Raw genomic sequence first — 13,462 nt, 5'->3', positions numbered from 1 at the left:
GTAGACGGCTGAAAAATCAGCCGCCGAGAGCGTCTTCGAGGAAGGCTTCCAGCTGTGCCAGATGCTTCGACATCAGGCCCGTTGCAGGCGATGCTGCTGCCGGGCGGCCCGTGTAGCGGACGCGCTGATACTTGGCATCGATATGCGCCAGGACCCATTCCAGGTAAGGGTCGATGAACGACCAGGCGCCCATGTTCTTCGGCTCTTCCTGGCACCAGACCATTTCCGCGTTCTTGAAGCGCGACAGCTCGTTGATCAGAGCCTTGGCCGGGAACGGGTAGAGCTGCTCGATACGCAGCAGGTAGACGTCGTCGATGCCGCGCTTTTCGCGCTCTTCGAGAAGGTCGTAATAGACCTTGCCCGAGCACATCACGACGCGACGGATCTTGGCATCCTTCTGCAGCTTGATCGGGCCGTCCTTGATGACTTCGGCATCGTCCCACAGCAGGCGGTGGAACGAGCTTTCGCCCGCCAGTTCGGCCAGCGAAGACGTTGCACGCTTGTGGCGCAGCAAGGACTTCGGCGTCATCAGGATCAGCGGCTTGCGGAAGTCGCGCTTCACCTGACGGCGCAGGATGTGGAAGTAGTTAGCCGGCGTCGTGACGTTAGCGACCTGCATGTTGTCTTCCGCGCAGAGCTGCAGGAAGCGTTCCAAGCGAGCCGACGAATGTTCCGGACCCTGACCTTCATAACCATGCGGCAGAAGGCAGACGAGACCGGACATGCGCAGCCACTTGCGTTCGCCCGACGAGATGAACTGGTCGAACACGACCTGCGCACCGTTGGCGAAGTCGCCGAACTGGGCTTCCCAGAGGGTCAGCGCGTTCGGACGGGCCAGCGAGTAGCCGTATTCGAAACCGAGAACGGCTTCTTCCGACAGCATGGAGTTGATCACTTCATACTTGCCCTGGCCCGGCTGCAGGTTCGACAGCGGGATGTAGCGCTCTTCGGTGTCCTGATCGTAGAGAACCGAGTGACGCTGCGAGAAGGTGCCGCGTTCGCAATCCTGGCCGGAAAGACGGATCTTCGTGCCTTCTACGCAGAGCGAACCGAAAGCGAATGCTTCCGCCATTGCCCAGTCGAGGCCTTCGCCGGTCTCGACCATCTGCGCACGGTTTTCCATGAAGCGCTTGATCGTGCGGTGCGCGTTGAAACCTTCCGGAATGGTCGACAGCTTGCGACCGATTTCCTTGAGGCTCTTCATCGGCATCGAGGTCTTGCCGCGACGCTGCTCGTCGGCATCGTCGGCAGAACGCAGACCAGACCACTGGCCGTCCAGCCAGTCGGCCTTGTTCGGCTTGTAGGCCTGGCCGGCTTCGAACTCGGCGTCGAGATGCGCGCGCCAGTCGGCCTTCATCTTGTCGAATTCGGCGTCGGTGATCACGCCTTCGCCGACCAGACGTTCGGCATAGATCTCGGCCACGGCCTTGTGGGCGCGGATGACCTTGTACATCTTCGGCTGGGTGAACGCCGGCTCGTCGCCTTCGTTATGGCCGAAGCGACGGTAGCAGAACATGTCGAGCACGACCGGCTTGTGGAACTTCATCCGGTATTCGGTCGCAACCTTGGCGGCATAGGTAACCGCTTCCGGATCGTCGCCGTTGACGTGGAAGATCGGCGCTTCGATCATCTTGGCAACGTCCGACGGATAAGGCGACGAACGCGAGAAGCCAGGATTGGTGGTGAAGCCGATCTGGTTGTTGATGATGACGTGCATCGTGCCGGCAACGCGGTGACCGCGCAGACCGGAAAGGCCGAGGATTTCGGCAACCACGCCCTGGCCCGCAAAGGCCGCATCGCCGTGCAGGAGCAGCGGCAGAACCTTGGAGCGCTCGGAGAGCGGGATGATGTTGTCCTTTTCCCAGACCTTGGCCAGCATGTCCTGCTTGGCGCGGGCCTTGCCCATGACGACCGGGTTGACGATCTCGAGGTGGGACGGGTTGGCGGTCAGCGACAGGTGAACCTTGTTGCCGTCGAATTCGCGGTCGGAAGAGGCACCGAGATGGTACTTCACGTCACCCGAACCTTCGACTTCGTCAGGCTTGAACGAACCGCCCTTGAACTCGTGGAACACGGCGCGGTGCGGCTTGCCCATGACGTTGGTCAGAACGTTCAGACGGCCGCGGTGAGCCATGCCGACGATGACTTCTTCAAGACCCAGCTGGCCGCCGCGCTTGATGATCTGTTCGAGCGCCGGGATCAGTGCTTCGCCGCCATCGAGGCCGAAACGCTTGGTGCCCTTGAACTTGACGTCGAGGAACTGCTCGTAGCCTTCGCCTTCAATCAGCTTGGAAAGGATGGCCTTCTTGCCTTCCGGGGTGAAGGCTACGCCCTTGTCCGGACCTTCGATCCGTTCCTGGATCCAGGCCTTTTCTTCCGGGCTCGACATATGCATGAATTCGACGCCGATCGTCGAGCAATAGGTGCGCTCGAGGATCGCGATCATCTCGCGAACGGTCGCGTATTCCATGCCCAGAACGTTGTCGATGAAGATCTTGCGATCGTAATCGCTCTCTTCGAAGCCATAGGACTTCGGCGACAGTTCGTTATAATCCTCGACCGGGCTTGCGATGCCGAGCGGATCGAGCTTGGCATGCAGGTGGCCGCGCATGCGGTAGGCGCGGATCATCATGATGGCGCGCACGCTGTCGCGGCTCGCCTGATGAACGTCGGCTTCGTTGACGACAGCACCCTTGGCAGCAGCAGCGGCTTCAGCCTTTGCCTTGACCTTGGTTTCGATTGCCTTTTCCACTACCGGCCAGTTGCCGTCGAGAGCGGAAACAAGGTCGCCACCGGCTGCGATCGGCCAGTTCGAACGCTTCCAGGAAGCGCCCTGCGCTGCCTTCTTCACGTCTTCGGGGCTGTCGGCCAGGGCCTTGAAAAAGGCCTGCCATTCTTCGGAAACCGAATTCGGGTCGGCTTCGTAATTGGCATAAAGTTGTTCGATATAGACGGCGTTCGCGCCATCTAGGAACGAAGTGATCAGAAACTGCTCGTTGGCTTCTTGCCGGGACATGGCCTATTGCGGGCGCCGCGCCCGCCTCCTCACGTGGTCGGAACCGAAGACCTCGACGGTTCCGCATTCTCTGTGTGTCGTCTCGTATTGCCGCTTTGCGGCGCCGTCTTGTGACGGTTCGCCCACAGGCAAAAAAGCATCTGCCTGCGGGTCTGAAACCTAGAGGTCCATCGCCGCCTGTCTATCGGCGGCGAGTGACCTTAATGTGGTTTAGCCCTTGAGGACTTCAACCAGCGTCTTGCCGAGGCGTGCCGGCGAAGGCGAAACCTTGATGCCTGCTGCTTCCATGGCTGCGATCTTGGATTCCGCATCGCCCTTGCCGCCGGAAACGACAGCGCCAGCGTGACCCATGGTGCGGCCCTTCGGAGCCGTACGGCCGGCGATGAAGCCTGCCATCGGCTTCTTGCGGCCCTTCTTGGCTTCGTCGATCAGGAACTGGGCTGCATCTTCTTCAGCCGAACCGCCGATTTCGCCGATCATGATGATCGACTGGGTGGCTTCGTCCGCGAGGAACATTTCCAGCATGTCGATGAATTCGGTGCCCTTGACCGGGTCGCCGCCGATGCCGACAGCCGTCGTCTGGCCGAGGCCTTCGTTGGACGTCTGGAAAACGGCTTCGTAGGTCAGCGTGCCGGAGCGCGAAACGATACCGACCGAACCCTTGCGGAAGATCGAGCCCGGCATGATGCCGATCTTGCATTCTTCCGGCGTCAGAACGCCCGGGCAGTTCGGGCCGAGAAGACGCGACTTCGACTTGTCGAGCTTGGCCTTGACGCGCACCATGTCCATGACCGGGATACCCTCGGTGATGCAGGTGATGAACGGGACTTCGGCTTCGATCGCTTCGATGATTGCGTCGGCAGCACCTGCCGGCGGAACGTAGATCACGGTCGCATCTGCACCGGTGCGTTCCTTGGCTTCGGCAACCGAAGCAAAGATCGGCAGCGCCGTGCCGTCGACGCCCGACGACCAGGTTTCGCCACCCTTCTTCGGGTGGATACCGCCGACCATCTTGGTGCCGTAGTAAGCAAGCGCCTGTTCGGTGTGGAACGTGCCGGTCTTGCCGGTCAGGCCCTGAACGAGGATCTTGGTGTCTTTATTGACGAGAATAGACATGTATCAGGTTCCTCAGATTAGGCTTTGATCGCCGCAACGATCTTCTTGGCGGCATCGTCCAGATCGTCAGCAGCCGTGATCGCAAGGCCGGATTCGTTGAGGATCTTCTTGCCGAGCTCGACATTGGTGCCTTCGAGGCGAACGACGAGCGGAACCTTCAGGCCAACTTCCTGCACGGCAGCGACAACGCCTTCGGCGATGACGTCACAACGCATGATGCCGCCGAAGATGTTGACCAGAATACCTTCGACCTTCGGGTCGGCAGTGATGATCTTGAAGGCTGCAGCCACCTTCTCCTTGCCGGCGCCACCGCCGACGTCGCAGAAGTTAGCCGGCTCTTTGCCGTACAGCTTGATGATGTCCATCGTCGCCATGGCGAGACCGGCACCGTTGACCATGCAGCCAATGTTACCGTCGAGGGCAACGTAAGCGAGGTCCCACTTGGAAGCTTCGATTTCCTTGGAGTCTTCCTCGGTCTCGTCGCGCAGCGCCTTGACGTCGTCGTGACGGAACAGCGCGTTGCCGTCGAAGGACATCTTGGCGTCGAGAACGCGCAGATGGCCGTCCTTCATGACGATCAGCGGGTTGACTTCGAGAAGAGCCATGTCCTTTTCGCCGAACGCCTTATAGAGCGCCGGGAACAGCGACTTTGCGTCTTCGGCAGCTGCGCCCGAGAGTTCCAGAGCCTTGGAGATCTTGGCAACGTCGTCAGCCGTCACACCGGTTTCCGGGTCGATGGCGATCGTGTGGATCTTCTCAGGCGTGTCGTGGGCAACGGCTTCGATGTCCATGCCGCCTTCGGTCGAAACGACGAAAGCAACCTGACCAACGGAACGGTCGACCAGCAGCGAGCAGTAAAGTTCGCGGTCGATGTCTGCACCGTCTTCGATGTAGAGGCGGTTGACCTGCTTGCCGGCTTCGCCGGTCTGCGCGGTTACCAGCGTGTTGCCGAGCATGTCCTTGGCGTGAGCCACGACTTCCTCGATCGACTTGGCCAGGCGAACGCCGCCCTTGGCATCGGGTCCAAGTTCCTTGAACTTGCCCTTGCCGCGACCGCCGGCATGGATCTGGCTCTTGACGACGTAGAGCGGGCCTGGGAGCTGCTTGGCAGCAGCTTCGGCTTCTTCGACCTTGAGGATCGCGACGCCTTCGGCAACCGGTGCGCCGTAACCCTTCAAGAGAGCCTTGGCCTGATATTCATGGATATTCATGGGGCTTGATCCCTATTTGAATGACGTGAGCGCTGGCAAAAGCCAGCGCCGAACTTTTTGGAAGCTGATTACTTCAGCAAAGGAACGAGGGCGATGCAGGCTTCGCAGAGACCGGCAACAGCGCCGACCGACTTCTGGAAGGCGGCTTCTTCGTCCTTGTTGAATTCGACTTCGACGATGCGCTCGACACCGCCGGCACCGAGAACGACCGGAACGCCGACATACATGTCCTTGACGCCGTACTGGCCGGAGAGGTGAGCAGCGACAGGAAGAACGCGCTTCTTGTCCTTGAGGTAGGATTCAGCCATTTCGATCGCCGAAGCAGCCGGAGCGTAATAGGCAGAGCCGGTCTTCAGGAGGCCGACGATCTCTGCGCCGCCGTCACGGGTGCGCTGGATGATCTGGTCGAGCTTTTCCTGGGTGGTCCAGCCCATCTTGACGAGATCGGTAAGCGGAACGCCGGCAACCGTCGAGTAACGGGCGAGCGGCACCATCGTGTCGCCATGGCCGCCGAGAACGAATGCAGTGACGTCCTGAACCGAAACGTTGAATTCTTCAGCGAGGAAGAGACGGAAGCGAGCCGAGTCCAGCACGCCGGCCATGCCGACGACCTTGTTCTTCGGCAGGCCGGAGAACTTCTGCAGCGCCCATACCATCGCGTCGAGCGGGTTGGTGATGCAGATGACGAAAGCGTTCGGAGCATATTTCTTGATGCCTGCGCCGACCTGTTCCATGACCTTGAGGTTGATACCGATCAGGTCGTCGCGGCTCATGCCCGGCTTGCGGGCGACACCGGCGGTAACGATGCAGACGTCGGCACCTTCGATCGCAGCATAGTCGCTGGCGCCGGTCAGCTTCGCATTGAAACCTTCAACCGGACCGGACTGAGCGATGTCGAGACCCTTACCCTGCGGGATGCCGTCGGCGATGTCGAAGAGGACGACGTCGCCCAGCTCCTTCAGGCTGGCAAGATGCGCCAGCGTGCCACCGATCATGCCCGAACCAATAAGTGCAATCTTCTTACGCGACATGGAAATGCTTCCTCTTCAAATCCTGACCTGCGGCAAGTTAGCGCAGGCTCATCTTGCGGCAGCACGGATAGCCTCATCTGCCAAAAATGGCAAACGATTATTTTGAGACTATATTTTTCAATCGGTTAGATATGATTTGAGTTACGTAAACGTAAGAATTTCTGCCATAAATATGTCAGACTTGCTGCCGCTTCTCATTATGGAGCAACAGATATTCCGCACTTCTCATCTCGAAAAGTCGCGAAACCGTGCGGTCGAATTCGAAACCTTCCGTCCCTCTCCGCTCCGTCAGAAGCGCATCGGGCGTGGCTGCGGCCGAAATGAACAGCCGGACGGAATGATCGTAGAGCGCATCGACAAGATTGATGAAGCGCTTCACTTCATTGCGCTTTTCCGCGCCAAGCTGCGGCACGTGATCAACGAAGACCACGTCGAACCGCGCGGCGATTGCCAGATAGTCGGATGCACCGAGCGGCTTTTCGCACAGATCAGAGAAGGAGAAACGCGCAGCTCGTCCGACGGCCGCCGGCACATGGATGCTGCGCCCCTTCATCGGCAATTCGACCGGCTCGGCCTTGTCGCCATCGGTGACCTGATGCCATGCAGCCTCCATCGCCGCATCCGCACGCCCATCGAGCGGCGTCAGATAGACTGGCAGATTGGCATTCTTCTGCATTCGGTAATCGGTCGGGCTATCCAGCGTCACGACATCGACATGGTGACCGAGCAGCCCGATAAACGGCGTAAACAGGCCGCGATTGAGCCCATCCTTGTAGAGATTTTCCGGGGCAACATTGGAGGTCGCGACCAGCACGCAGCCGAGATCGAACAACTCGGTAAAGAGCCGCGCCAGGATCATCGCATCGGTGATGTCGGTCACGGAGAATTCATCGAAGCATAAAAGCTCGGCTTCCGCATAAAGCGCGGCAGCAACCGGCGGCACCGGGTCGGCCTGCTTCGTCTCGCCCCGCTTCAGCTTCTGCCGCTGTTCGTGGATGCGGTTATGCACGTCGGCCATGAACTCATGAAAATGCGCCCGACGCTTTTTCTGCGTGGGCGCTTTCTTGAAGAACATGTCCATGATCATGGTCTTGCCGCGGCCGACACTGCCATAGACGTAAAGACCACGCACCTTTTCAGCATGGCCATTGCCGCGCCGGGCAAACAGCCAGCCAAGCGCACTCGATTTTTTCGCAGGTTTTGCTTCACGCAGCGCAACGAGCACACGGTCGAGCTTTGCTGCAACCTCCATCTGGGCTGCATCCGGTGTCAGCACACCGGACGCCGCCAGCGCCTTGAGCTCTTCGCAGACGCTCGACGTATATTCTGGAATGGGTTCCACCGAGGGACGCCCCTTATGTCAGTATTAGCGGCTCAGGCTGACCTGCTGGCCCGAATTCGTCGTGCCGTCGAAGCGGTTGTCGGCGCTCTTGTAGACACGGCCGATCACGTCGCCTGCACGGTTCTTGAACTGGACCATCTTGCCGGAAACTTCCCAGGAACCCATGGTCGTCAGCTCGCCGGAGCAGCCGCGGGTACCGCCGCGTGAACCGCTGCCCAAATTGGTCAGCGTCAGGAACATGTCGCAGGACGCACCGCCGTTGGAAACGCGCCAGTTGCCGACCATCTGCTCCTTGGTGACGTCGAGCGCGCTGGCAGGAGCGGCCGCGTTCGGGTTAGCCATGGCCATGTTCTGACCGCCCTGAGGTGCGGAAGGATATTGCGAGGCGCCGCCCGGAGGCGGAAGCTGGCCGCCCTGAACGCCCTGGACGGGCTGGGCCTGAAGTGGAGCGGGCTGCGAAGGCAGATCACTATAAGGGCTGTAGGATGTCCGCTGGCAGCCGGCCAGCGCGATGGTCAGTACCAGACCTGTTGCCACATATTTGAACTGCATCAAAAACTCCTGTCCGGATTATTTCACACTGCCCTACAACTTGGGCACGACAGTTTGGCCGGGAATATCGTAAACGCACTTGGTTAATCAAGGGTATCCGGCCAATCCGGCACAATCGCGACCATCTGCACGTTCAATTCGGCGTGCTTGCCGGGCAGTCGCTGATAAGCCTGAGGCCGCGACGATCACGCCACGGCCTCAGTTGATGTTTTTCGACTAGACGCGGCGCTCGACCATCATCTTCTTGATTTCGGCGATCGCCTTGGCCGGGTTCAGACCCTTCGGGCAAGCCTGGGCGCAGTTCATGATCGTGTGGCAGCGATAGAGCCGGAAGGGATCCTCGAGATTGTCGAGGCGTTCACCCTTGGCTTCATCGCGGCTGTCGATCAGCCAGCGATAGGCCTGCAGCAGAACTGCCGGACCGAGATAACGGTCGCCGTTCCACCAATAGCTCGGACAGGACGTCGAGCAGCAGGCGCACAGGATGCACTCGTAAAGACCGTCGAGCTTGAGGCGATCCTCATGGCTCTGCTTCCATTCCTTCGCCGGCGTCGGCGACACCGTCTTCAGCCACGGCTCGATCGAGCGATGCTGGGCGTAGAAGTTGTTGAGGTCCGGAACGAGATCCTTCACCACCGGCATATGCGGCAGAGGATAGACCTTAACCGTGCCGGAAATGTCGTCCATGCCCTTGGTGCATGCCAGTGTGTTCGTGCCGTCGATATTCATCGCGCAGGAACCGCAAATGCCTTCGCGACAGGAGCGGCGCAGTGTCAGCGTCGGGTCGATCTTGTTCTTGATATAGAGAAGACCGTCGAGCACCATCGGGCCGCAATCGTCGAGATCGACATAAAACGTGTCGATGCTCGGGTTCTTGCCGTCATCCGGGCTCCAGCGATAGATGCGGTATTCGCGAACGTTCGTGGCGCCTTCCGGCTTCGGCCAGACCTTGCCTTCGGACATCTGCGAGTTTTTGGGGAGAGCGAGTTCAACCATGGTCCAATTCCCTCCGGATCAATACACGCGAGCCTTGGGCTCGATCTTGTAGGGATCGATGCCTTCGGCGATCAGGTCCGTATGGACCGGACGGTAATCGAGCTTGACGTCGCCCTTCTCGTTGACCCAGGCAAGCGTGTGCTTGCGCCAGTTGACGTCGTCGCGGCCGGCGAATGCGCCTTCCGTGAAGTCTTCGCGGGCGTGCGAACCGCGGCTTTCCTTGCGGGCCTCGGCGCCATAGACGGTGGTGATCGCATTGGCCATCAGGTTATGCAGTTCCAGCGTCTCGACCAGATCCGAGTTCCAGATCATCGAACGGTCGGTGACCTTGACGTCCGGCAGCTCGCTCCAGATTTCCGACATGCGCTTGCAGCCCGATTCCAGCGATTCCTGCGTACGGAACACCGCGGCATCGTCCTGCATTGTGCGCTGCATCTTGTCGCGCAGCACGGCAGTCGGCGTCGCACCCTTGGCATGACGCAGACCGTCGAAACGGTCCATGATCTTGTCGCAGGCGGCAACGTTGAGCGCCGGGATGGCGCCTTCGCGGTCGATGACCTGACCGGCGCGGATCGCGGCGGCACGGCCGAAGACCACAAGGTCGATCAGCGAGTTGGAGCCGAGGCGGTTTGCGCCGTGAACCGAGGCGCAGCCCGCTTCACCCACAGCCATCAGGCCCGGAATGATCCGCTCCGGATTGCTGCTATCGGCATTGAGCACTTCACCCCAATAGTTGGTCGGAATGCCGCCCATATTATAGTGAACCGTCGGCAGAACCGGGATCGGCTCGCGGGTCACGTCGACACCGGCAAAGATCTTCGCCGATTCCGAAATGCCCGGGAGGCGTTCATGCAGAACGGCCGGATCCAGATGGTCGAGATGCAGGAAGATGTGGTCCTTGTTCTTGCCGACGCCGCGGCCTTCACGGATTTCCATCGTCATGCAGCGCGAAACGACGTCGCGCGAGGCAAGGTCCTTGGCCGAAGGTGCGTAACGCTCCATGAAGCGTTCGCCCTCGGAATTCACCAGGTAACCACCTTCGCCGCGTGCGCCTTCGGTGATCAGACAGCCGGAGCCGTAGATGCCGGTCGGGTGGAACTGGACGAATTCCATGTCCTGCAGCGGAAGACCGGCGCGCGCCACCATGCCGCCACCGTCGCCGGTGCAGGTATGGGCAGAGGTTGCCGAGAAATAGGCGCGGCCGTAACCGCCGGTCGCCAGAACCACCATCTTGGCGGCAAAGCGATGGATCGTGCCGTCATCGAGGTTCCAGGCGACGACGCCTTCGCAACGGCTGCCATCGTCCGACATGATCAGGTCGAGGGCGAAATATTCGATGAAGAATTCCGCGTTGTTGCGCAGCGACTGGCCGTAAAGCGTGTGCAGGATGGCGTGGCCGGTACGGTCGGCGGCAGCGCAGGTGCGCTGTACCGGCGGGCCGGCGCCAAAGTTCTGCATGTGGCCACCGAACGGGCGCTGGTAGATCTTGCCTTCCTCGTTACGCGAGAAAGGAACACCATAGTGCTCGAGTTCGTAAACGGCCTTCGGCGCTTCCATGACCATGTACTGCATGGCGTCGACATCGCCGAGCCAGTCAGAACCCTTGACGGTGTCATAGAGGTGCCACTGCCAGCTGTCCGGCGTCATGTTCTGCAGCGAGGCGGCAATGCCGCCCTGCGCCGCGACGGTGTGCGAGCGGGTTGGGAAAACCTTGGTGATGCAGGCGGTCTTGAAACCCTGCTCGGCCATGCCGAGCGTGGCGCGGAGACCGGCGCCACCGGCACCTACGACGATCACGTCGTAGGAATGGTCGACATAATTATACGCTTTGCCGTTCTGGGCTATAGGAGTGACGGATGCCATGATGGATTATCCTACGAACGCAATTTTCAGAACGGCGAAGAGACAGAGGCCACCGATCAGCATTGCAAAAAATGTATTGAGCATCACGGCCAGGAACTTGATGCCTTCGTGATGCACGTAGTCGACGATGATTTCCTGAACGCCGATGCGCATGTGCACGAGACCGGCAATGATCATCAGGCCGAACAGCACGGCAATGATCGGGTTCGACAGCGCGCGGACGACATCCTCGTAAGGAGCGCCAGCATAGCGGATCAGGAAAATGATGAAGAAGATGGCGAGCGGCACCAGAGCCACAGCCGACATCCGCTGCATCCAGAAATGTTCGGTGCCGTCCTTTGCTGATCCGAGACCACGAACCTTGCCGAGGGGAGTACGCATATCCATGATGTTTCCTCCTCAGATGGCCAGGCCGATGATCCAGACCAGCACGGTCAGACAGATCGAAACGACAGGCATGATCAGCGCGACCTTGGTCGCGAAATGTTTCTCAAAACCATGCCCCATGTCCCACACGAAATGGCGAAGACCGCCGAGCATGTGGTGGATCAGAGCCCAGGTATAGCCGAACAGGACCAGCAGACCGATCCAGGTACCGAACAGCCAGCTGACCCAGTCGAAATAGGGCTTGCCGGATGCGGCGGCGATCAGCCACCAGGCGAGCAGGATCGTGCCGGCCGCCAGAGCGCCACCGGTGATGCGGTGGACGATCGACATGACCATTGTGGGGATTGGCTTGTAGATTTGCAGATGCGGCGACAGAGGCCGATTATTCGTTATATTCGCCATCATTACCTCGCGGCGTCGTCAAACGGGCCGGGCGCCCGGCAATGCACCATGCCGAGAAAATGTGCATTGCATCATCGGCGTGGTTTAGTCTTGGAATTCCCTGACGACAAGGCCAATTCCGACGTGGCGCGAATTTAATCGATTGGGAATTGCAAGGGGGAAAGCATCGGACAAATCGCCGCAACAGGTTAACCATCGATTCCAAAGATTTGACCACTACCCGTGCGCTTGCGAAGAGATCGTGTTAACATCTGGTTAACCATGATCTCGGAGTTCGCCATGATAGCGGATCGTATGAAACCTGTCCTTTTTGCGGTTGCACTTGTCAGCGCCTCCGCTTCCATCGCCACGGCGCGCGGTCCTTCCCCGGATTTCAACAGCAGCCAAAACGGCTATCGGGGACATCATTACGGTCACGGTCATCATGGTCGACGCGGCGAGTTGAAGCTGTTTTCCGACCAGCGCCTCGGCGGTGCCAGCCGGGTCGTTTCATCGACACGCAGCAGCCGCTTCGACACGGGGTCCATACAGCAGCTAGGTTCCTACGCCACTGTTTCCGGCACATCGATCATCTACAGCAACGGATATCGGGAAATATATGTGGGCCAATATGCATCGGAGCCCTCACGCCCGACCCTCTCCTATCCCGCACCGAAGGCAAAGATCATCACGGTGACGCAGGAACTCGCCGACGGCAGCTTCAGGCCGGTCAACGGCTGCAGTTACGAAATGGGCGTCTGCGTCATCCGCGGGGACCGCTGAGCACCCGCAAACCCCGCACCGCTTCAGGCCAATTGCACCTCGATCACGCCTGTATCGATGATCGACCAGACCTGCACGATCCGCCCCTCGGAGAACAGGTAAAAGACGTTCTCGGAAAATCGCACCCGCCGACCATTAACGGGCAGGCCGAACAACTGCCCGACCGGCGTGCAATCGAAGACCAGTCGGCTCGCCACTTTCTGCGTATCGACGACCAGAAGATCGATCTTGAAATAGAGATCGGGAATGGCGCGAAAATCGCTTTCCAGCATCCGGCGATAACCGTCCAGTCCAAATCTTCGATCGTTATGGACGACATCGGCCGCAACGAAATCCTCGAGCCGCAACCAGTCCTGCCGGTTCAGGCAGTCAATGTAACTGCGGTAAATCTGCTCGAGATCCTGCATCCCTGTCGATTCCTCCGGCTCCGTCGTTGAGGTGGCAAAAACGCCTCGACCGGCCAGGCTGTTCCGAAAGTGGGGATAATACCGAGGCTGGGTCCCGTCGGATCAATGACTTACACCTTTTGTCATCCCCACCCTCACGCACCATGCCTACAATCCGCCTGCTTCCGTCGCCGGAGTGTTGCGCGAGACGTTCGCGGGCAGGCGGGAGCCGGCGCTTTCGTCTGATCCGTAACGTGCGGCAAGGGCGGAAGGGGTGAAACGCATGGGAGAGCGGCAACTCTCTCCCTATCAAGCCTCCCCCTGGCAGCCATGCCGGGTTCGGTTGAGCCGTCCAAGCATCCGCGGAAGCCGATGTGCAGCGAGGCGAGAAGATCACC

General features: G+C 59.8%; 12 protein-coding genes. 1 reads left to right on the top strand and 11 read right to left on the bottom strand.

All coding sequences use genetic code 11. The features are described from left to right. Positions 1 to 16 precede the first annotated feature (16 nt). From HNQ72_RS20535 to sdhC, 10 genes are all read right to left on the bottom strand, one after another. The gene (locus HNQ72_RS20535) at positions 17 to 3,016 is read right to left on the bottom strand and encodes a 2-oxoglutarate dehydrogenase E1 component (protein ID WP_183994812.1); all 3,000 of its coding nucleotides are present in this window, start codon (positions 3,014 to 3,016) and stop codon (positions 17 to 19) included. 210 nt (positions 3,017 to 3,226) lie between these two features. Further along, complete coding sequence (sucD, locus tag HNQ72_RS20530) at positions 3,227 to 4,132, bottom strand: succinate--CoA ligase subunit alpha (RefSeq protein WP_183828398.1); 906 nt, start codon at positions 4,130 to 4,132, stop codon at positions 3,227 to 3,229. Positions 4,133 to 4,149: 17 nt separating this feature from the next. Continuing rightward, entirely contained in the window at positions 4,150 to 5,343 is a 1,194-nt protein-coding gene (gene sucC, locus HNQ72_RS20525; RefSeq protein WP_092999534.1) for an ADP-forming succinate--CoA ligase subunit beta, read from the bottom strand. A gap of 68 nt (positions 5,344 to 5,411) precedes the next feature. Further along, positions 5,412 to 6,374: a malate dehydrogenase gene (mdh, locus tag HNQ72_RS20520; RefSeq protein WP_183994809.1), complete on the bottom strand. Its 963-nt coding sequence runs from the start codon at positions 6,372 to 6,374 to the stop codon at positions 5,412 to 5,414. Positions 6,375 to 6,549: 175 nt separating this feature from the next. Next, positions 6,550 to 7,716, bottom strand: a complete 1,167-nt coding sequence (zapE, locus tag HNQ72_RS20515) for a cell division protein ZapE (protein ID WP_183994807.1) — start codon at positions 7,714 to 7,716, stop codon at positions 6,550 to 6,552. A gap of 24 nt (positions 7,717 to 7,740) precedes the next feature. Next, on the bottom strand, positions 7,741 to 8,268 hold the full coding sequence (locus tag HNQ72_RS20510) for a protease inhibitor Inh/omp19 family protein (RefSeq protein WP_183994806.1): 528 nt from the start codon (positions 8,266 to 8,268) through the stop codon (positions 7,741 to 7,743). A 216-nt stretch (positions 8,269 to 8,484) separates the two neighbouring features. Beyond that, the gene (locus HNQ72_RS20505) at positions 8,485 to 9,264 is read right to left on the bottom strand and encodes a succinate dehydrogenase iron-sulfur subunit (RefSeq protein ID WP_148148156.1); all 780 of its coding nucleotides are present in this window, start codon (positions 9,262 to 9,264) and stop codon (positions 8,485 to 8,487) included. 18 nt (positions 9,265 to 9,282) lie between these two features. Then, positions 9,283 to 11,127 carry a succinate dehydrogenase flavoprotein subunit gene (gene sdhA / locus HNQ72_RS20500; protein ID WP_183994804.1) on the bottom strand — a complete coding sequence of 615 codons (1,845 nt, stop codon included), beginning with the start codon at positions 11,125 to 11,127 and terminating at the stop codon, positions 9,283 to 9,285. Between the two features lie 6 nt (positions 11,128 to 11,133). Further along, positions 11,134 to 11,514, bottom strand: coding sequence for a succinate dehydrogenase, hydrophobic membrane anchor protein (sdhD, locus tag HNQ72_RS20495; protein WP_183994802.1), 381 nt, complete (start codon positions 11,512 to 11,514; stop codon positions 11,134 to 11,136). Between the two features lie 12 nt (positions 11,515 to 11,526). Further along, positions 11,527 to 11,916 carry a succinate dehydrogenase, cytochrome b556 subunit gene (gene sdhC / locus HNQ72_RS20490; protein ID WP_183994800.1) on the bottom strand — a complete coding sequence of 130 codons (390 nt, stop codon included), beginning with the start codon at positions 11,914 to 11,916 and terminating at the stop codon, positions 11,527 to 11,529. A gap of 279 nt (positions 11,917 to 12,195) precedes the next feature. Between sdhC and HNQ72_RS20485 the strand changes: the two genes are divergently transcribed. Next, positions 12,196 to 12,678 (top strand): hypothetical protein, encoded by a 483-nt coding sequence (locus HNQ72_RS20485; protein WP_183994798.1) that lies wholly within the window; start codon positions 12,196 to 12,198, stop codon positions 12,676 to 12,678. A 23-nt stretch (positions 12,679 to 12,701) separates the two neighbouring features. Here the strand turns inward: HNQ72_RS20485 and HNQ72_RS20480 are convergent, their stop codons facing one another. Beyond that, positions 12,702 to 13,085 (bottom strand): ester cyclase, encoded by a 384-nt coding sequence (locus HNQ72_RS20480; RefSeq protein WP_183994796.1) that lies wholly within the window; start codon positions 13,083 to 13,085, stop codon positions 12,702 to 12,704. Positions 13,086 to 13,462: the final 377 nt, after the last annotated feature.

This window comes from Aliirhizobium wenxiniae, assembly GCF_014201355.1.
Taxonomy (GTDB): domain Bacteria; phylum Pseudomonadota; class Alphaproteobacteria; order Rhizobiales; family Rhizobiaceae; genus Neorhizobium; species Neorhizobium wenxiniae.
The sequence above is the reverse complement of the archived record's forward strand: the minus strand, read 5'-3'. Positions and strand labels throughout refer to the sequence as shown.

What these genes read in the sequence shown, in the direction of transcription:
- sucD (WP_183828398.1), bottom strand. Translation starts at nt 4,132, where the DNA reads ATGTCTATTCTCGTCAATAAAGACACCAAGATCCTCGTTCAGGGCCTG.
- sdhC (WP_183994800.1), bottom strand. Translation starts at nt 11,916, where the DNA reads ATGGCGAATATAACGAATAATCGGCCTCTGTCGCCGCATCTGCAAATC.
- sdhA (WP_183994804.1), bottom strand. Translation starts at nt 11,127, where the DNA reads ATGGCATCCGTCACTCCTATAGCCCAGAACGGCAAAGCGTATAATTAT.
- HNQ72_RS20505 (WP_148148156.1), bottom strand. Translation starts at nt 9,264, where the DNA reads ATGGTTGAACTCGCTCTCCCCAAAAACTCGCAGATGTCCGAAGGCAAG.
- HNQ72_RS20535 (WP_183994812.1), bottom strand. Translation starts at nt 3,016, where the DNA reads ATGTCCCGGCAAGAAGCCAACGAGCAGTTTCTGATCACTTCGTTCCTA.
- HNQ72_RS20480 (WP_183994796.1), bottom strand. Translation starts at nt 13,085, where the DNA reads ATGCAGGATCTCGAGCAGATTTACCGCAGTTACATTGACTGCCTGAAC.
- HNQ72_RS20485 (WP_183994798.1), top strand. Translation starts at nt 12,196, where the DNA reads ATGATAGCGGATCGTATGAAACCTGTCCTTTTTGCGGTTGCACTTGTC.
- sdhD (WP_183994802.1), bottom strand. Translation starts at nt 11,514, where the DNA reads ATGGATATGCGTACTCCCCTCGGCAAGGTTCGTGGTCTCGGATCAGCA.
- HNQ72_RS20510 (WP_183994806.1), bottom strand. Translation starts at nt 8,268, where the DNA reads ATGCAGTTCAAATATGTGGCAACAGGTCTGGTACTGACCATCGCGCTG.
- mdh (WP_183994809.1), bottom strand. Translation starts at nt 6,374, where the DNA reads ATGTCGCGTAAGAAGATTGCACTTATTGGTTCGGGCATGATCGGTGGC.
- sucC (WP_092999534.1), bottom strand. Translation starts at nt 5,343, where the DNA reads ATGAATATCCATGAATATCAGGCCAAGGCTCTCTTGAAGGGTTACGGC.